The 18,139-nt window shown below is 64.9% G+C and carries 18 protein-coding genes; 5 read left to right on the forward strand and 13 right to left on the reverse strand.

The genetic code is table 11. The features are described 5' to 3' along the window. Positions 1-85: 85 nt before the first annotated feature. From EB230_RS14305 to EB230_RS14320, 4 genes are all read right to left on the reverse strand, one after another. Positions 86-388 (reverse strand): hypothetical protein, encoded by a 303-nt coding sequence (locus tag EB230_RS14305; RefSeq protein WP_065005281.1) that lies wholly within the window; start codon positions 386-388, stop codon positions 86-88. 383 nt (positions 389-771) lie between these two features. Then, positions 772-1,449: a GntR family transcriptional regulator gene (locus tag EB230_RS14310; protein ID WP_056571095.1), complete on the reverse strand. Its 678-nt coding sequence runs from the start codon at positions 1,447-1,449 to the stop codon at positions 772-774. A gap of 169 nt (positions 1,450-1,618) precedes the next feature. Next, on the reverse strand, positions 1,619-2,362 hold the full coding sequence (locus EB230_RS14315) for a helix-turn-helix transcriptional regulator (protein ID WP_172372836.1): 744 nt from the start codon (positions 2,360-2,362) through the stop codon (positions 1,619-1,621). Positions 2,363-2,555: 193 nt separating this feature from the next. Then, positions 2,556-2,747, reverse strand: a complete 192-nt coding sequence (locus tag EB230_RS14320) for a hypothetical protein (protein WP_155772437.1) — start codon at positions 2,745-2,747, stop codon at positions 2,556-2,558. 169 nt (positions 2,748-2,916) lie between these two features. On the opposite strand from EB230_RS14320, the gene EB230_RS14325 reads away from it, so the two are divergent. Further along, a complete protein-coding gene (locus tag EB230_RS14325) occupies positions 2,917-3,111 on the forward strand; it encodes a hypothetical protein (RefSeq protein WP_056571097.1) in 195 nt (64 codons plus the stop codon). A gap of 34 nt (positions 3,112-3,145) precedes the next feature. Here the strand turns inward: EB230_RS14325 and EB230_RS14330 are convergent, their stop codons facing one another. After that, positions 3,146-3,358 (reverse strand): hypothetical protein, encoded by a 213-nt coding sequence (locus tag EB230_RS14330; protein ID WP_172372838.1) that lies wholly within the window; start codon positions 3,356-3,358, stop codon positions 3,146-3,148. A gap of 143 nt (positions 3,359-3,501) precedes the next feature. Here EB230_RS14330 and EB230_RS14335 point away from each other — a divergent pair, with 143 nt between their 5' ends. Further along, positions 3,502-3,867, forward strand: a complete 366-nt coding sequence (locus EB230_RS14335) for a low affinity iron permease family protein (protein ID WP_056571098.1) — start codon at positions 3,502-3,504, stop codon at positions 3,865-3,867. A gap of 97 nt (positions 3,868-3,964) precedes the next feature. Here the strand turns inward: EB230_RS14335 and EB230_RS14340 are convergent, their stop codons facing one another. The 4 genes from EB230_RS14340 to EB230_RS14355 form a co-directional block, all read right to left on the reverse strand. Next, a complete protein-coding gene (locus EB230_RS14340; protein WP_056572079.1) occupies positions 3,965-4,309 on the reverse strand; it encodes a low affinity iron permease family protein in 345 nt (114 codons plus the stop codon). 145 nt (positions 4,310-4,454) lie between these two features. Beyond that, on the reverse strand, positions 4,455-6,563 hold the full coding sequence (locus EB230_RS14345) for a catalase (protein WP_056571100.1): 2,109 nt from the start codon (positions 6,561-6,563) through the stop codon (positions 4,455-4,457). A 151-nt stretch (positions 6,564-6,714) separates the two neighbouring features. Next, the gene (locus tag EB230_RS14350; protein ID WP_172372840.1) at positions 6,715-6,930 is read right to left on the reverse strand and encodes a CsbD family protein; all 216 of its coding nucleotides are present in this window, start codon (positions 6,928-6,930) and stop codon (positions 6,715-6,717) included. A 374-nt stretch (positions 6,931-7,304) separates the two neighbouring features. Then, positions 7,305-8,336: a hydroxyacid dehydrogenase gene (locus EB230_RS14355; protein WP_056571104.1), complete on the reverse strand. Its 1,032-nt coding sequence runs from the start codon at positions 8,334-8,336 to the stop codon at positions 7,305-7,307. A 136-nt stretch (positions 8,337-8,472) separates the two neighbouring features. Between EB230_RS14355 and EB230_RS14360 the strand changes: the two genes are divergently transcribed. Beyond that, complete coding sequence (locus tag EB230_RS14360; RefSeq protein WP_246738958.1) at positions 8,473-8,688, forward strand: LacI family DNA-binding transcriptional regulator; 216 nt, start codon at positions 8,473-8,475, stop codon at positions 8,686-8,688. 273 nt (positions 8,689-8,961) lie between these two features. Here the strand turns inward: EB230_RS14360 and EB230_RS14365 are convergent, their stop codons facing one another. Next, on the reverse strand, positions 8,962-10,170 hold the full coding sequence (locus EB230_RS14365; RefSeq protein WP_056571106.1) for an NAD(P)/FAD-dependent oxidoreductase: 1,209 nt from the start codon (positions 10,168-10,170) through the stop codon (positions 8,962-8,964). Between the two features lie 89 nt (positions 10,171-10,259). Further along, positions 10,260-11,783 carry a formyl transferase gene (locus tag EB230_RS14370; protein ID WP_172372842.1) on the reverse strand — a complete coding sequence of 508 codons (1,524 nt, stop codon included), beginning with the start codon at positions 11,781-11,783 and terminating at the stop codon, positions 10,260-10,262. Positions 11,784-12,067: 284 nt separating this feature from the next. Between EB230_RS14370 and EB230_RS14375 the strand changes: the two genes are divergently transcribed. Beyond that, a complete protein-coding gene (locus EB230_RS14375) occupies positions 12,068-14,200 on the forward strand; it encodes a Wzz/FepE/Etk N-terminal domain-containing protein (RefSeq protein WP_172372844.1) in 2,133 nt (710 codons plus the stop codon). A gap of 1 nt (position 14,201) precedes the next feature. After that, complete coding sequence (locus tag EB230_RS14380; RefSeq protein WP_172372846.1) at positions 14,202-15,530, forward strand: VpsF family polysaccharide biosynthesis protein; 1,329 nt, start codon at positions 14,202-14,204, stop codon at positions 15,528-15,530. A gap of 94 nt (positions 15,531-15,624) precedes the next feature. Here the strand turns inward: EB230_RS14380 and EB230_RS14385 are convergent, their stop codons facing one another. Both EB230_RS14385 and EB230_RS14390 read right to left on the reverse strand, forming a co-directional pair. Next, positions 15,625-16,896 carry a cellulase family glycosylhydrolase gene (locus EB230_RS14385; protein ID WP_056571114.1) on the reverse strand — a complete coding sequence of 424 codons (1,272 nt, stop codon included), beginning with the start codon at positions 16,894-16,896 and terminating at the stop codon, positions 15,625-15,627. Continuing rightward, complete coding sequence (locus EB230_RS14390) at positions 16,893-18,062, reverse strand: DUF1972 domain-containing protein (protein WP_172372848.1); 1,170 nt, start codon at positions 18,060-18,062, stop codon at positions 16,893-16,895. Before EB230_RS14390 ends, EB230_RS14385 begins: the two co-directional genes overlap by 4 nt. Positions 18,063-18,139: the final 77 nt, after the last annotated feature.

Genomic DNA, 18,139 nt, shown 5'->3' on the forward strand with positions numbered 1-18,139 from the left:
CGTTGTCGGGTACCTCGACTCTTCGGCAGCCCGCCATCACAAAACAGCCCCGCAACGGGGCTGTTTTTCAATGGAGGGCAAGCTATCAGCTGCCGCCGTTCAATTTCACGCTGCTGCAGAATTCCGGATGGGAATTGGCGGGAGTGGCGTTCTTGGCCTCGTCCGCGCAAGCCGTCTTTATCGACGCCTGGTCGCCCGGCGTCAGCGCCTTCCAGGCCTTGACGAAATCGTCATTGCCGCGCAGCGTCTTCATGCTGGAATCCGTGTAGAAGGGCTGCATCTTGGCCGGGTCGTCGAGAGCGGATGTACCAGTGCTGCCGCCCGCGAAAGCAGAGCCGGCGGCCATTGAAAGCGCCATGGCGCCAAGACAGATGATCTTGATATTCATGATAGGATCCTTCCCTGTTGCTTCGTGACCGTCTAAGCAACGATCAATGTCTTAACGGAAGAATTTTGGTAAAGTTCCGGTTTATGGCGCGAGGCGCGCTTGATTTTGCAAACGTATTCTAAAAATCTTGAAATTTTTCCTGATTTTTGCCGTAAGACTGCATAAAAATACTCTTGCCGCATGACGACAGTGCACTGCCGACGCGAAACGCGGGTGCGCTAGAGGGCCGGCCGCAGCAGCATCAGGCCAATTTCAGAATTTCCCGGCCCCGTGATTGTTCCCTGGCGGACGCTGAAAAAAGGCCCCACCGGCAGGGCTGTTGTTCGGGCCGGTCTGTCGCGCTTTTCCAGGGAAGGCTGTTTCACACTTTTCCCGGAATTGCCCTAGCCGGCGTCGCTGCCCGCCGGTGCCGCTTCGATCTCCTGGAGATAGAACGCCTTGCTCGGCTGCAGATGGTCGACGCAGAGCTGCGCCAGCACCCAATTGTCCCTGCGCTTCAGCGCCTCGATCATCATCAAGTGGTGTTGCCGGGAGATGTCGAGTTTTTCCCGGTCGGCCAGCGAGTTGGCCCGCACCGGCAGGCTGAGGCGCATGTAATGTTCGATCGACGAGACGAGATAGGCGTTGCCGCAGGCCGAGAACATGGTGAGGTGGAAACGGTCATTGGTCTCGTGGATGCCCCTGAGGTGGCCTGCGTCGACATGGCCGCTGTAGATGCGGTGGATCTCGGTCAGTTCGGCAATCAGCGCGTCGCTGGCCGGCAGGGGGATCATCAGTGCCGCCTGGCGCTGCAGCATTTCGCGCACTTCATAGATCTGCCGCACCTCCTCGGGTGAGAGCCGGCGCACCATGGCGCCCTTGTTGCGCTCGCGCGTGACGATGCCCAGCCTCTCCAACTGGTAGAGCGCCTGGCGGATCGAGTGGCGCGAAACCGGGAAGCGCGCCAGGAGCACATCCTCGACCAGGCGCGTGCCGGGCGCCAGCCGGCCGAAGATGATGTCCTCCTCCAGCGCGTGCACGGTGTCGGCTTCCTTGCCGCCATAGTCGAAACTGCTGAGCATCGCGAACCCTTGTTGCTCCGGGCCAATTGACCCGGGACAGCACTCTAGAGCATTTCACCGTTTCGCGGAAACGGCGAACCGCTCTAACTCTTTGTTTTGACGCATTTCCCAAGGGCAAGCTCTACGCGCTTGTCCCGGCAAAACCGCTCACACTTTTCCTGGAATTGCTCTAGCCCTCGCGCGCAAGGCTTGCCACGAGCTGGTCGAGGCGCGGGTCGTCGAGGCTGACGACGCCGGACATGCGTAGCGCCTGCCGCAGGCTGATCCCGCGGACCTCCTGGCGCATGATGACCTTTACGCAGAGCGGTCCAGCTCCGGTCAGGACAAAGGCGTTGCCGACCAGAACCGGCTCCGAGTAAGGCGCCCATTGCACGGCCACGATCGACGGTTCGCGTGTCTGGCGGCGGTTGATGCCGGCGAAATAAATCCAGTTCAGCCGCGACACCGCCACGCCATAGTGCCAGCCCGGCACCCGCGCTCCACCCTGGCGATGGCCTTCGGCCCATCGGGTCACGCGCCTGAAGGTCACGCGCTCGGCCTCGCGCCGCACGAAGGTGACCGACCGCATCACAAGGTCGGGGCGGTCCGGAACCGCGAAATAGGTGAAATAGGTGCCGCCGGCGAGGGCGGGGGACGGGCCGCGCACCATGTTCTCGTAAAGCATCCGGTGGATTGGTGACAGGCCCGCGTCCGCTGGCTCGGGCGCTTCCGGCGCACGGTACAATTCATCCTCGTCGATCCGGAAATAGTCACAGATCAGCTTGGCCGTCGCCCGGTTGGGCACGCTCTTGCCCTGTAAATAGCGGTCGAACTGGGTGCGGTTCATGTTCAGCCCGCGGCATACGGCGGCCACCGACGCATGGCTGCTCGACAGCCGTCGGAGATTCTCGGCAAGATTCCTGCGGATTGGCACGACACGCCTCTCGACAGCCGTTCGGACCACTATTCAAGCAATTGCTTATATTTTATCAATCTCTCACACCATGGCGCTGACGCGAATGGGACCTTTGGCCAATAGGCCCTTGCACTGTTCGACGGCTGCGCTGGTCCGGCAACCGTCCAGGGGCATGGGCTCGCGCCGTGCCCTCGGGGATCGCGCGCGGCACCTATGTCTTTGATGCCGCCGCCCGTTCGAGGACGGCAATGCGCCTGTCGGTCTCCGCCTGCGCGACCTGCATCAGCGTATCGATCTCGATGATGGCTTCGATATGGTGCGCATCGATGACCGCCTTTCGCGCGAGGATCAAAAATCCCCTGACGATCCGCAAGGTCTCGACAACGCTGGGTTGGTTTGACACGGGCAGCCCTCCTCACGCTACAACCACCGAGTGGTTGCAACGTTCCCCATGATGAATTGACTCGCCATTGCCGCATGGAGGCGTAAAGTCCCCCGGTCGTCCGCCTTTCACGGCATCCGGACGCTTGGAAGCCAAATCAGGTGCTACCGCCACCAATGCGGAGGCTAAAATGGCTGACAACCATTCAAGCAAGAATATATCCGCCCTGGACTGCGAGATTCTTCGCGGCGCCTTCAGGAAATCGGTCGTGGAAAATCGCATTGCCGAACAGCAATGGCGAATGCACGCCGAGGAGCTGGTGCGCGAATTGACCGGCATTGACGAGATCGACCCGGACGTTCTGGACTGGATTGTGGCCAAGTAGGCTTTGCCGTCCGCCGAAGAGGACCCGCGCGGCGTCAGTCGGCGTCGATGATTTTTTGTGAAGATTTGGGGGCGGCGTTCCTGGGCTTCGAGCCGGCGGATTGGGCCGGAGTTGGTCCGTCGGAAGAGAGCCGCTGTGTCCGCGGCCGAGCAGTCTTGGCCTCACGCGCCCGACGTTTTCCGGCAATGATGGATTGAGATTCGCGGGTGGCGCGTTCAATCCGGTTTGTCCGGCGGCGGTCGGCCAAGGGAATTCTCCTTCGATGCAGCCAGGTGCGCGTCTTGGGAAGAATGTCCCGGAAGGATGGGACGAAAACGAACTCATTGCCCGGAACCGGGGGTCGACGGGGAAGTTGTGGCGAAGTTCCTCCAACCTTTCGAAAGCTCCCGCATGGAAAAAACGTTCAACCGCATGGCCGGCGCGGTCGCCCGGGCCGCCGGCAGACCTTCGGCCTTCGCCCTGTGCCTGGCATCGGTGTTGATCTGGGCGGCGACCGGTCCGGTCTTCCACTATTCCGAGACCTGGCAGCTCATCATCAACACCGGAACCACGATCATCACGTTCCTGATGGTCTTTCTCATCCAGAACACCCAGAACCGGGATGGCGCGGCCATCCAGGCCAAGCTGGACGAACTCATACGGTCCGGTATGGGCAAGAATGACTTTATCGGGATCGAGCATCTCACGGAGCGGGAGGTGGAGGAATTTCGCTCCGCCTGCGAGCGGGCCAAGACGGCAAAGGCGGAAAGGGGCTAGAGCATTTCACCGTTTCACGGAAACGGCGAACTGCTCTAACTCATTGTTTTAACGCAACTCGGACGGAAAACCGTTTCACACTTTTCCTGGAATTGCTCTAGCCTCCTTGAACCTCGCGTGAGGACGCGGCCGAGGCCCTGTTCTCTATGTCTTTCAGCTCTGCGTCGATGGCTGCGGGCGAAGCATGTTCAAGCCCCACCACCTCGTTGCGGGCGGCGTCCAGGGCGACGATTATCTCGTTGAGTTTCGCCTGCATGGCCGAGGTGTCTCGGTAGTTCTGGATCAGGACCACGCCTGTCAGGCACATCGCTGAAATCGATATGATGTAGGTTCCGAGCGTGGCGCTGGTGAGCAGCGCGCAGACAAGGGCGGCGGCCAGCATCACGTAGAAGCCCGGCGGCTTGGAGAAGAACTCGGCGAGGGCATAGAGAGGTTTGTCCACCCAAATCTCCGCCTGAGGATGCAAGGAGCCCGCCATCCCCGTGGAGGCGGCGGGCTCCTTCCCGATCGGCAACCCGCCGATCGGACCAGCTAATGTAATGTCCGAGAAGGAAGCCGGTTCCAGCTGATGTCACCAAAGACCGGCTTCAGCCCAGCTTCACCTTGGGTTCGCGCGCCCACAAGCGCAGGTCGCCGAGACTGGCGACGAAGCCCGCGACGTCCTTGGCCGATGCAAGCGGGATCACCGCCTCGTCCTCGGCTACGCCCGCCTTCTCCAGCAGAGGTGCCGCCGCTTCGACGAAGCCGATGAACTTGCAGTGCGCGAAGGCGTCGGCGACAAAGTCGCGGGCGGTCGATTCCTTCAACAGGTCGGCCATTGCGGGTTTTGCCGGAAGGAGCGCGATGGCGTCGTAAAGAACCGACGGTGCGCCCGCGATCATCTGCTGCGCGTCGATCCAGCCGCCGTCGCTCGCCTTGGCGCCGCCGACCTTCGGCGCGATGATCTCGAACTTGGCGCCGGCCTTGGTCAGCGCCTGCTTCAAGGCATTCAGCAAACCGGCATCCGTTCCCTCGGTCACCAGGATGCCGAGCTTGCGGCCTTCGAAACGGCCGGGGCCGTTCTTGAGGATGCTGAGCGCGTCCGAGGCGGGAAGATCCCCGCGCGTCGGCACCGCCGCGTCGGCGGGCTTCGGCATGGCTTTCAAGCCGAGCGCATCCGCCACCTTGCCGGCCAGGCCGTCATCGATGTTGAGAAGGTGGGAAACGACGCGCTCGCGGATGACAGGCGTCTGCACCTTGCTCAGTTCGAAGGTCAATGCGGCGGCGATATGGCCTTGCTCCACGGGGTCCTGGCTGATGTAGAACTGGCGCGCCTGGCTGTAATGGTCGGCGAAGGTTTCCGACCGCAGCCGTGCCTTCGGTCCGGCTTCGACCTCGGCAAAGGAACGGAAACCCTTTTGCGGGGATTCGCGCGGGCCTTCATCCCATGAGTTGGGCTGGTAGTTGGCGCGCCCGACCGGGTTGCGCATCGCCATGTGGCCGTCCTGCTGGAAATTGTGGAAGGGGCATTTCGGCGCGTTGATCGGGATGTGGGTGAAATTGGTGCTGCCCAGCCGTTTGATCTGCGTGTCGAGATAGGAGAAATTCCGGCCCTGCAACAACGGATCGTTGGAGAAATCGACGCCGGGCGGCACGTTCTGCGTCATGAACGCGACCTGCTCGGTCTCGGCGAAGAAATTGTCGGGCATGCGATCGAGCACCAGGCGGCCGACCGCGATCGGCGGCAGCACCTCCTCGGGAATGAGTTTCGTCGGATCGAGGATGTCGAAGTCGAAACTGTCGGCGAACGCCTGGTCGAAGAGTTGCAGCTGCAGTTCCCATTCCGGGAAATTGCCGGCATGGATGGCGTCCCACAGGTCGCGGCGATGGAAGTCGGGGTCGGCGCCGTTGATCTTGACCGCCTCGTTCCAGGCGACCGACTGGAGGCCGAGCTTCGGCTTCCAGAGGAATTTCACGAAGGTCGATTCGTCCTTGGCGTTGAGCAGCCTGAAGGTGTGGACGCCGAAGCCTTCCATGAAGCGCAGCGAGCGCGGGATGGCGCGGTCGGACATCACCCACATGATCATGTGCATGCTTTCAGGCGTGAGCGAGATGAAGTCCCAGAAATTGTCGTGCGCCGTCTGTGCCTGCGGGAAATCGCTGTTGGGTTCGGCCTTCGCGGCGTGGATCAGGTCGGGAAACTTGATCGCGTCCTGGATGAAGAACACCGGTATGTTGTTGCCGACAATGTCCCAGTTGCCTTCCCGCGTGTAGAGCTTGACGGCGAAGCCGCGCACGTCGCGGGCAAGGTCGGCCGAACCCTTGTTGCCGGCGACCGTGGAGAAGCGCACGAAAGCCGGTGTCTTCTCGCCGGCGCGCTGGAAGATGTCGGCGCGGGTGTATTTGGCCAGGGATTCATAGGTTTCGAAATAACCGTGGGCGCCATAGCCGCGCGCATGGACGACGCGCTCGGGAATGCGCTCGTGATCGAAATGGAATATCTTTTCGCGGAAATGGAAGTCTTCCAGCACCGTCGGGCCACGGGCGCCGATCTTGAGCGAGTTCTGGTCGTCCGAGACCGGCCCGCCTTGCGCGGTGGTCAGCACCGGCGTCGAGCCGGATGCGGTCTGGTGCAGTTCGCCGCCTTCGCCGCGCTGCGGTTTCTGATCGTGAATGGTCGCGGCCGTTCCGGCCGGCCTGGAGGTTTGCTTGGCCATGACTGAAGTCCTCGAGGGGTCAATGCGCGGGCTGCGCTGGTTCCTCAATCTCGGGCAGGGCAATGTGTTCCCCGCCGATTTCAAATGCCGACGTGAAGAAGGCCGCCGGTTGGCGCGGCGGCCTCCAAACGTCCCAAGAGCAAAGAAGCTCTCAGAGATTCTTGTTGATCGCGGCGGCGGTCTTGTTGGTCGCGTCCTTGACGGCGGACTTGGCGTCGCCGACAGCCTTCTGGACCTTGCCCTTGGCTTCCTGTGCCTCGCCTTCGGCGCGCAGGCGATCATTGCCGACGGCCTTGCCGACACCTTCCTTGGCCTTGCCTACAGCCTGATTGGCGAGACCCGCGGCCTTGTCACTGGTGCTTCCCATGGAATGTTCCTTTTTGCGAATTGTCTGCCTGATCGGCGAGGACCAACGTCGCTTTGTCGGGAAGGTTCCGCATGCCGCGGCGAGCGCGGCAAACGAAAAGGCCCGCCACCGACGCGACAGGTGACGGGCCTTCTGGAGTAGACCGGGCGTCCCACCGCCCGGCCATTTGCAAAACCTGTCAGCGGGGCGATCGTTCCATGGTGACGAAAAGCCCGTCTTCCGCGACGCATGCGGGCGGCCTTGATCGCCAGATAAAAGAAACCCCGCCGGCAGGAGCCTGGCGGGGCTTGATTGGAGGAGTAACGGATCGAATGGGAGACGATCCACCTCTGAAACGTAAACGCCGCGCAAAGGTTCCGCTCTCCGCTCTCCCGTCAGTTCCTGTCCACCGGCTTCGAGCGCATCCTCGACACCGTCTCGCGCTCGGCCCGCTTGGAGCGCAGCGGCGGCAGGCCGCGGTCGATCAGGTCCATGTCCTCCAGCACCATGTCGCCCATGCGCTTGAAGGCGATGTCGAGCGCGCCGGCGCGGTGGGCCGAGCGCAGGAAGCCGGGCAGGGTGCGCACGGGATGGTCCGGCGCCAGCGGTTCTTCCGGAAAGACATCGCTGGCGGCGACGATATGGCCGCTTTTCACCGCCGCCATCAGGGCCGGGAAGTCGACCACCCCGGCGCGGCTGAGCAGGATGAAGGCGGCGCCCTTGCGCATTTTGGCAAAGGCATCGGCACCGAGAAAGCCCTGGTTCTCGGAGGTCACCGAGGCGACGACGAAGACGAAGTCACTGCGCGACAGCACCTCGTCGAGCGAGGCCGGCTCGACGCCATTGTCGATCAGGATCGATGGCGGCAGCCAGGGGTCGAAGACCCGGGTGCGGGTACGAAAGCCCGACAGCAGGCGGTTCAGCGCGCGGCCGAGATCGCCGAAGCCGACGATGCCGACATCGGCGCCCGACAAAAGCCGCGCCGTCAAATTGCCGTCGCCGCCCCACAACTCCTTGCCTTGCCGGAAGGCGAGGTCGGCATCGACGATGCCGCGGGCAAGGTTCAGCGCCATGGCAAGGCCAAGCTCGGCCACCGGATCGGCGAAGACGAGGCCGGTGGTGACGACATGGATGCCGCGCGCGAACAGCGTCTCGTAAGGCATGTTGTCGAGGAGGTTGCTCTCGACGTTGAAGACGCAGCGCAGCGCCTGCATGGCGTCCAGCGTTCCGGGCGCGATCGGCGGCTGGCCGACGATGTAGCGGGCCCGCGCCAGCACATCGGCCGGCAGCCCGGCGACGCCATCGGCCGTGGTTTCGACGACGCGGTATTTCGCCCTGAAGCGCGCCAGCTGCGGCGGCGTGAAGATCAGCTCGAGCGTGCGTGGTTCCGGCGCGCTGATCACCAGCGGCAAATCCTTGTTCGACATGATTCCTCCCGGCGCGGCCCGCGCACTCAAGGCAATAATCACCTCGCGTGAACCGATTTACAACTCGGAAAAATCGACTATTCATGCCCTCGGCGGACAAGAAAATGCGCCCGGCCGCGCCTCGGGAGGAGGAGCCATGGCACACAGGCAGGACCAGCCGCGGCGTCCGTCGATCCACGACGTGGCGAGCCGCGCCGGCGTGTCGGCCGCCACTGTCTCCAAGGTCATGGCCGGCGTCACCACGGTAAAGCCCGAGAACGCGCAACGCGTCCTCGATGCCGTCGAGCAATTGGGCTTCCGCCTGGATCCGCTGGCCTCCGAGGGAGATCGTTCAGGCAGTGCGAGGTTGTGAAAGCCTGTCCTGGCATAATTGACACAGCGTGCCGAAGCATTTCTTATGGCGCGGTATCCAACGCGGAGGGCACTATCCGGTGAAGAAATACGAGAAGCCAAGCTGGCAGAAGCGTGAGCGGCTCTCGGCCGTCACGGCCCAGACGAGCCCATCATCAGGTTTGCTCCCGCCGCCCTGAGCGGGCCGGAACGACGCTTTCGCCCGATGGGGCGAGGTGCAAGGCGCGGTCGCTCGATCGCGCCTTTTGCTTTTTGGCGGGACAGGGGAGGTCCCTCACGCCATGCCGGGCGCCCGCCTTGGTCCCAGATGGCGCACCTTGCGGCCGATGATCATCAGCCGGCGCGCCGTGTTGTTGCGCAGGCGCCGCGCGCGCCATTCCAGCCCTGTTTCGGTGGTGATCCGCTTGGCGTAGATGCTCACCCGCATACCTTCCTCATCCGAAGCCACCTTGACCGGGTCGTCATAAAAAGCGCCGATCTTGTCAGCCGCCATGCCTGGCGTTTCCAGCCAGCGCGGAATGTGAACCGAATGGAGCTGATCGACATCGATCATGACCCGCCCGATGCCGACGCCCGGCGTCGGGCATGTCGTCACGAAGGCATCGCCAATGAAGACGACCCCATCGCGGCGATGGCCTTGCGTCGTGGTCAGATTGACCTGTCTGACCTCGACGGGGCTCGCCACTTCGAAGTTGCCGCACTGCGCTGATATTTCGGGCATCAGCTCGCAGAGCATCTTTTGCGGATCGGCGCGGAAATCCCGCGTCCACTGGTCGGCGACGGTGCGATAGACGAACATGTTGGCCCGCATCCTGTCGCCGATGGGAAAAACGGTGAGATAGGCGACGCGGTCGGAGGCCCGCTTGCCATAGCAGGTGACGGCGCGATAGGCGCAGTCACGCGGCGCGACCGCGAGATCGAATCCCATCGAGAGCGAATGCGCCTTCGACAATTCGATGCGCTCGACGCCGATGGCGCGCCGCACCAATTCGCTGTAGCCGGTGGCCACCACCAGCAGGCGGGCATTGATGACGGTACCGTCGGCCAGCACCAGCCGCTGCCGGTCCGGCCCGGTCGAGACCTCGGTTACCTTGCCGACCGTCAGTGGCACCTGTGGCGGCAAGGCGTCGCGCAGGCCGTTGATCAGCGCGCCGTAGGAAAATGCGTATTCCCACTTCTTTTCACGGGCGAAGAACTGGCCGAGGCGGAAGACATCGACGTCGGTAAACGGGGTGACGAGAGGCATGACCATCTTGTCGAGACCGAGCTTCTCGAACAGCCGCATTTGGTTCGCGCCGATCTTCTCGGCCCGGAACTCGTCGTGATGGACGCGGTGCGGATCGATCAGCGCCACCTTGCGGCCGGCGTTTCCCAACAGCGTTGCCAGGGTGGTGCCGGCCATTCCGGCCCCAATGATCGCTACATCGACTTCAGCCGGGGGAGCCTCGGCGAGGGGTATGTCGACGCCCTCTATGCTAGTCATCTTTCGTCTCCACAATCCCTGGTGGAAATATCTTCCGGGCCCATAGCAACCTCAAGCAACCAGCACGGGTGGCTGGTGGTAACCAGTGTTTAGGTTAATGGTGGGCGCCTCTCCTGTTTCCAGCGCGGCGCGATCGCCGAGCCATCGATGAATTCCAGGCCGCCCGCCTCGTTGAGCGTGTGCAGCTTGCGCCCATTCCATAGCGCGCCTGGGGTTAAGATGGTCTCGACAACCTGCTCCATGCCGTTCACATCAAGGTGAGCGACGCGTGCGATGCCGAGGGCCGCGCCGTAGCTCCTGCGGCAATCCTGCACCGGGCGCAGCAGGTCGTTGCCGCGCTTGACCATGCGGCCGGCCGGGCGCGCCGAGGCGATGTCGACCAGTACGGGATTCCTGGGGTGCGGCGCCCACGGCCCGCGAAAGTCCGGCGCCGACCACAGATGGAGCGCATCGGAGAAGGCGCCGCCGCCGTCGCGGACGGTGGCGAACAGCCACCAGCGGCCGCCATGCTCGACCAGCGTGGCGTCGCTGGCGACGATATCGGACAGGAGCGTCGCTTCCTTGACCCAGCCGCCGGGGAAGGCGGTGGCGCGGTAGAGGTCGACCGTGCGGTTGGCGCAGCTTTCCGGCACCATCCAGACCTCGCCGTCGCGCTCGAAGACGAAGGGGTAGGAGAGGTGGTAGGGCAGGTCGAGCACCGGCTCGGGACGTCCGATCGGCCCCGATGGGCCAAACGGCACGGCGGAGATGATGGCCTTGCCGAGGCGGTGGATATAATCCTCGACGAACAGGGTTACCTGTCCCTGATGGAGGATCGGAAACGGATCGGCGTAGAAGCGGCTGCCGTCGTCGGGCAGCACCTGCCAGCCCGTTGCCGGATGGGCGCGCAGGTCGAACAGGTCGCGGCCGTCGGTCTGGCGCCAGCCGACCTTCCAGTGCGGGGCATTGTAGCAGAGGTGATAGATCTTCTGGACAATGCGCCGCGCCAGCGCCTTGCCCGCCCTGATGCCAAGCCTGGTGGTGGAGGGTATCCGTGGCGAGGCGCCGGCCTGCGCCGGCTCAGGCAGGACGGGCACGGTGCGCGCCGTGCCATTCATTGCCGAGGGGGGCATCGCCGCGACGATCAGGCTTGCCGTGCGCGCCAGCATGTCCTGGAACGAGGCAAGCGCGATGCCGCCATATTCGGTGCCCAGGCGTCCTTCGGCGACGGCGGCGCCGTTCTCCTCGATGCGGGCGATGGGCGTGCGGCCGTCGAGGATCAGCGCCAGCAGGGCCGCTTCGCCGGCGGCGCCGTCATAGGTCACGCGCCAGACCCGCGTTCCTTCCAGGTGGACGTCGCCGCAGAGGTCGATCACCAGGTCGGGGGAGGCGGGCGGCTGCGTCCGATAGGGCGCCAAAGCCGAAAGCGGCAGGCGCTTGGCCAGCCCGTCCGCCGGCAGGCCATGGATGGCCGTCTCAAGCTGAAACAGCGCCGTGGCGCCGCCAGGAATGCCGCCCCCGGCCGGCCTGGCGTCGACGGAAACCTCGACAGGGGCCAGCTCGGCCAGACGCCGCAGGAGCAGCAGGTGAAAAGCACGGACGCGCTCGCCGTCCAGGCGCAGGCTCACCCGCATGTCGCACCCCTGGCATTGCGACGTTGCGCATCTGGCCGGTGTTCGAAAATTGGACACGCGAGAGGCCCGGACGGATGGGTTGAAGTGAAGTGTTGCCCCATTTGCGTCCGTCTCCTGCTCGCCCGCGCCCGCGTCACCACGCTCGTGCCTCTGTTAGGCAAACTCCGTGCCAAAAATCAGAAGAGCTCCCAACATAATTAACAGTGTTTTAACAGTTGGAGGAATAGCTAGGCTGAGGCCGCAATTAATCCTTGCAGGCACATGGAGTGTTGTCGGAGCGACCTTTGCAATCATCCCTGCTCTCGTTGCCGCAACAACACGCTCCAGAGGTGACGCAATACGCCCCGGAGCCGGCGCCGACGGCGTCCTATGCATCCTCGACCGTCGAGCTGGGTGACCTGAAGCGCATATTGGTGCGCCGCCGTTTCCTGATCCTCGCCACCGCCGCGCTGCTGACCCTTGTGACGCTGCTCTACGGCCTGTTCACGCCGGCGCTCTACAGTTCGGTGGCCGAGATCATCATCGATCCGCAAGACCTGCAGGTGGTCACCAACGACGTCAATCCGAGCCGCGTTCCGCCCGATGGCGGCATCACCATGGTGGAAAGCCAGGTCAGCGTCGTCCAGTCGACGGGCGTGCTGCTCAGGGCCATCGAGGCAACCAACCTGACCGAGGATCCGGAATTCAACGGGCAGGGCGGGTTGGTGGGCCGTTTGCTTGGCGGCTTGCTGGGTTCGGGGTCGGCCGAAACCGACAGGACCGGAAAGACGCTCGATGCGCTGCGCGGGCGGCTGGCGGTGAAGCGGGCCGACAAGGTGCTGGTCCTTGATGTGATCGTCACCGCCAAGAGCCCCGACAAGGCCGCGAAGCTCGCCAATGCCATCGCGCAGGCCTACCTCGCCGACCAGGCGAGCGCGCGCGCGAAGATGGCCACCGACGCTTCCGATTCCATCACCGCGCGGCTGGACGAACAGCGCAAGCGCGTCCAGCAGGCCGAGAACGCGGTGGAGGCCTACAAATCCGCCCACAACATGGTGATGGCGGCGGGCAACCTGGTCAGCGACCAGGAGCTGACCGAGATCAACACGCAACTTTCCGCCGCGCAGAGCCGTACCGCGACGCTGAAGGCGCAGGTCGACCAGCTGCGCCGGTCCGGCGGCGCGCCGGACGCGACCTCGGAAGCGATGCGTTCGTCGGTGATATCGAGCCTGCGGGCGCAGGAGGCGACGCTTGTCGACCAGGTCTCGCAGCTTGGCACCGAACTCGGGCCGCGCCACCCCTCGATGATCGCCGCGCAGCAGCAGCTGCGCGACACGCGCGCCCTCATCGCGCGCGAACTCGGCCGCATCAGTGCGGCCGCCGAGACCGACTACGAGCGGGCGCTGGCCAACCAGCAGGCGCTGGAAGCCAAGGTCGCCGGCATGAAGAGCAAGTCGCTCGACACCGACCAGGCCTCGGTCAAGCTGCGCGAATTGCAGCGCGACCTCGAGGCGGTGCGCTCGGTCTACGCCACCTATCTGCAGCGGGCGCAGGAAACGCGCGAGCAGATCAATGTCGACAGCACCAATGCGCGCATCATCTCGCAGGCCATGCCTGCCTTGAAGAAGAGCTGGCCGCCGCTGCCGCTGCTGCTTTTCGGTGCCCTCTTCGGCGGGCTGGGGCTGGGCACAGCGCTGGCGCTGATTGCGGAATATTCCTCGCCGACGGTGCTTTCCAGCGCGCAGATGCAGTCGGCTATCGACGCGCCGGTGTTTGGCGTTCTGCCGGCGAAATCGGCGCGCCGCCGCTGGTGGCCTTTCGGCGGCGCTGCCGCCTCGGCCGGGCAGAAGACGGATGCGGTCGCGGGCCTGGCGCTGCGGCGCCTGTTCGCCTCCAGCCGGCGTCCGCCGAACTGGCCGCTGGTGCCGTCCATCCTGCTGACATCGCCGCCCGAGGACGCGGCGCAGCGGGGCAGGGTGGCGCGCCTGCTAGCCAATGCGGCGGCGGCCAGGGGTAGCCGTGTCCTGTTCATCGACACCAACAATGCCAGCGGCGGCAAGAAGGAGCCGCAACCCGGTCTCCTCGACGTTCTGCGCGGCGAATATGCCTTCGATGCGTTGAGCCAGTACACGGCCGGCAGCAATGTCGCGGTGCTGGGCAGGGGCCGGCAAAAGGCCGTCTTTTCCGAGGCGCAGGGCGTCTACTTCACGCAGCAGATGCTGGCGCAGGCGGGCCGCAATTTCGACCTCGTCGTCGTCGACGGCGGCGCGCTGGCCGACAATCTCAACGCCTCGCCTCTGGTCGCCATGGTCGACGAGATCGTGATGGTCGCGACGCTCAACTCGACGCCGATGCGCGATGTCACGACGGCCTCGCAGGCCATTTCCGTCATGGGGCGGCTGCCGACCGGCGCCTTGCTGGTCGACGAGGCGGCCTGACATGGCTGCGATCCGGACCGCCAACCCGGCAGCCGGCTGGGCCGGTCCGGGTCAGGCCCGCGCCGGCAGCTCCGTCGATTGGCTGACCAGCATCGGCCTGGTCACGGTCGTGGCGCTGCTGTTCGCCATCTCCGGCGGCATGCTGTGGCTGGTGGGCTATAATTACGACGGCCTGACCGGCAACCCCGCGACCAAGATCCATCCTTCGACCTACCTGCTGATACTCGTGTTTGCCTGGCGCGCCTGCACCTTCGGCAATCCGGTCGGCTACATGGTTGCCGTCGCCGACCGGCGGCCGGCCAGCGCGCTGATGGCGGTCATGTCGATCGTGCTCCTGGTCGTCGTCATCGCGCGCCAGCGCCCCGGCATGGCCGGCATGATCGACACGTTCGTGGCGCCGGCGCTGCTGGTGATGATGCTGGCCGAGGAAAACGAGAAGACCTTCGCCCGGATGCAGACCGTGGTTCACGCCATCATGACCGTGAACGCGCTGCTGGCCCTGTTCGAGTTCGCCACCAAGACGCTGATCTTTCCCTATCGGCTCGACGGCGAAGCGTTCATGACCGACCTGCGCTCGACGGCGCTTCAGGGCCATCCGCTGTCCAATGCCACGGTGACCTCCATCTATGTGCTGGCGCTGCTGTCCGGTTCGAAATCGCTGTCCATGCCGCTGCGGCTCGGGATGATCGGCCTGCAATGCGCGGCTCTCGTCGCCTTCGGCGGCCGCTCCGCGATGGTGCTGACCATCGTGCTCGGCGGTTGCTACCTGCTCATCCAGGGCCTGCGCGGCTTGCGCACGGGGCGCGTCAACCTGCTTGGCGCGGCCCTCGGCCTCATCCTTGCCGCGCTGGTCCCGGTGGTCATCGCGGTCGCGGCGTCCTACGGCTTTTTCGACGCGCTGCTCGAGCGCTTCGTGTCGGACTCCGGCAGCGCCAATGCCCGCGTCGAGATGTTCGACCTGTTCAATCATCTGGAATTGCGCGACGTGATCGTGGGGCCAGACATCGACCTCATCGAGAGCCTGCGCCGCATCAGCGGCCTCGAGCAGGGCATCGAGAACCCCATCATCCGCACGGTCCTCTACCAGGGCGCCTTCTTCACCTTGCTGTTGTTCGTCGGCTTCGCGCTCTTCATGCATGAAGTGGCGCGCCGCTGCCATGCCGGCATCTGGCTGCTGATGCTGGGCTGGCTGATCCTGCTCAACACCTCAGAGAGCCTGGCGTCGAAGACGACGCTCATGACCAAATTCGTGGTGATCGCTCTGGTGCTGTATCGGCCGGTGCGGGGTGGGGTGCGGCAAAAGGTGCGCGGGCTGAACCCCCGCAGTTAGCGTCAGGCCTCCGCTTTTCGTCATCCCAGGGTCTGCGCCGCGTCGCTTCGCTCCTTGCTCCGCCCTGGGATGACGAAGATCTGGACGGTCGGCGTTATTGCTCCGCCATCCTCAACCCCAGCGCCTCGACCATCGCCGGGTCCAGCGCGCGGGTTTTGTCGTCCATCATGCCCATGCCGTCGAAGAGGTCCCAGAAGGCCCAGGGAAAGCCGGCGGCCTCGGCGCTTTGCCTGACATCGGAAATGTAGCGGGCGCGGTCGGGGTTGGGTGCCGCCACGTAACGCGCGTCGGTGCGCAGTGCGCCGAATTCGCCCATGATGACGCGCTGCGGCGCAATGCCGTTTCTGTCGGCCCAGTCGCGCGCCTGGCTGAGATATTTGTCGATGAACCAGCGGTCGGGCTGGGCGTCGAAATAGACCTTCAGCACGCGCTCGGTCTCCGCGTAGGCCGCCTTCTTGTCCGCTTCGGAGGTTTCGGTATCCGCCGCCATGCGCGCCCGGACGGAGGCCAGCGTCTGTTCGAGCGAGCCCGCCGAGGCCGGCCACGGCACATTGTTCAGCGCGCGGTAGACGGGCTCGCGCATCCACGGCGCGCCCTGGTGGCTGAACAGATAGGGCTCGTAGAAGTGGAAGGTGAACAGGATCGGCTCGAAGGCCGCCAGCGGCGCCGGATCGAGCGCGGCCAGCCCGCTCACCATCGAGCCGCAGCCGCCGGTGACGACCAGCGGCAAGGCCTGGGATGACGATCTCGCCGCCGTCAGCAGGGATGCCTGAACCTGCGACCAGACGTTGGAATCGCAGGACTGCGCCGGTTCGTTGACCGGCTCCAGCGCGACCATTCCGGGTGTGAACCGGTCCAGCATGCCGGCAAGTTCGCCGACCAGCGCCCGATAGGCCGCGAATTCGGGTGCCGCGGTGCTGGAGACCATGCGGTCGGGGTTCCAGTAATGGGTGGCGCCGTTGGCCTGGACGTTGACGACGATGCCGAGACCGGCGTCGATCGTGGCGGCGACGGCGGCGTCCAGCATATCCAGCAATTTGCCGCGCGTGGTGGCGTCGGCGGCCAGGAACGGGCCGGGATCGACGGGCAGGCGGATGAAATCGAGCCCGGTGGCACGTAGCCGGCGGAGGTCGTCTGGGGTTGGCACCGGCCGCTGCGACTGGAAGGGCGGCCAGTCATAGTCGGTGCGCGGGGCGGGGAATTCACGCGTCAGCGCAAACCAGGGCCAGGCGTTGACGCCGCGGCGGAAACGCCATTCGCCGCTGGCGGCAAGCGCGGACGGCGCGGGAAGCTGCGCCATCGCCGCGGGCACCAGCGCCGTCGACAGCGCGGCGCGCAGCAACCGCCGCCGCGACCAGCCCGTCATACGGCGCCGGGCGAGGGGCGGTCGATTGCCGTTGTCCGCTCCGATGTCACCCCAAGAAGCCGGTAGGCTTCATCCTCATAGGCCAGCAGCACATCCTCCCAGCGGAAGGCTTCGCGGGCGCGCGTCCTGGCGGCTTCACCGCAGGCCTTGACCAGCGCGTCATCCTCCATCGCCTGCCGCATCCGCTCGGCGCAGCTTTGCGTATCGGTGAAGTGGACGGCTGCGGCCCCGGCGACCCACCTGTTGTAGGGATTGTCGTGCGCGATCACCATGTTGCCGGCGGCCAGCGCCTCGACCAGCGACGGGTTTGTGCCGCCGACGGTGTGGCCGTGCATGTAGGCGCGCGCGTGATACCTCAGCGACTTCACCGCCGCCTGGTCGTAGATGGCGCCCGGCAGCACCACCGAGGCGTTCGCGGCCTTGCGGATGGCGACATGATAGGGGTTCTGGTCGGAGAGCGTGCCCAGAACCACCAGCTTCATGTCGCGTTTCTGGCTGCAGAAGGCTTCGACGATGGGCAGGATGTTGTTGTCGGGCTCGATGCGCGCGATCGAGATGAGGTATTTTCCAGGTTCGAGCCCGAGCGCGCGTACCGGCGCCTCGGGCGCCGACGTCACCGGGTCGGCGCCATAGGTGATGGTGGCGATGGCGCTGCGCGGCCGGCGCGTCGCCAGGTGATCGGCGATGACAGGATGGTCGGCGACCAGCCGGTGCGAAGCCCAGGCGCCGATCCATTCATTGAGCCAGAACCAGGTGCGCGCCGCTGGTCCCCATTTCGGGCGGCGCCACTCGATGCCGTCCATATTGGTGATGATCTTGCGCCGCATCAGCCTGAGCCAGGTCAGGAAGACCGCGCCATTATAGCCGAGCACCAGGCAGACGCCGGGCCGGCGCGCGGCGTCGAGCACGCACTGCCAGTCGAATTCCAGCGTCGCGCGCGGTCCTTTCGAGGCGACCTGGATGTGGATCAGGTCGATGCCACGCCAGCTGTCGAGGCGCACCCGCTGGTCGACCCGTTCGACCTCGTCCTGGCAGTAGACGCCGACCTTCCAGCCGCGTGCGACCAGGAAAAGGGCCAATTTCTCGGCGAAGGTCTCGAAGCCGCCATGAGCCGCGGGAATGCCGCGCGTTCCCAGGATCAGGATGGAAGGCTGTTCCGGTTTCATGGCTGCTGGTACTTTCAGGTCCGCTCGATCCGTGATGCGAGGCTGTGTCATCTCAGAACCGCAGCCTAGCGATATCC

This window comes from Mesorhizobium sp. NZP2234 (assembly GCF_013170765.1).
In the GTDB taxonomy this organism is placed as follows: Bacteria; Pseudomonadota; Alphaproteobacteria; order Rhizobiales; family Rhizobiaceae; genus Mesorhizobium; species Mesorhizobium loti_D.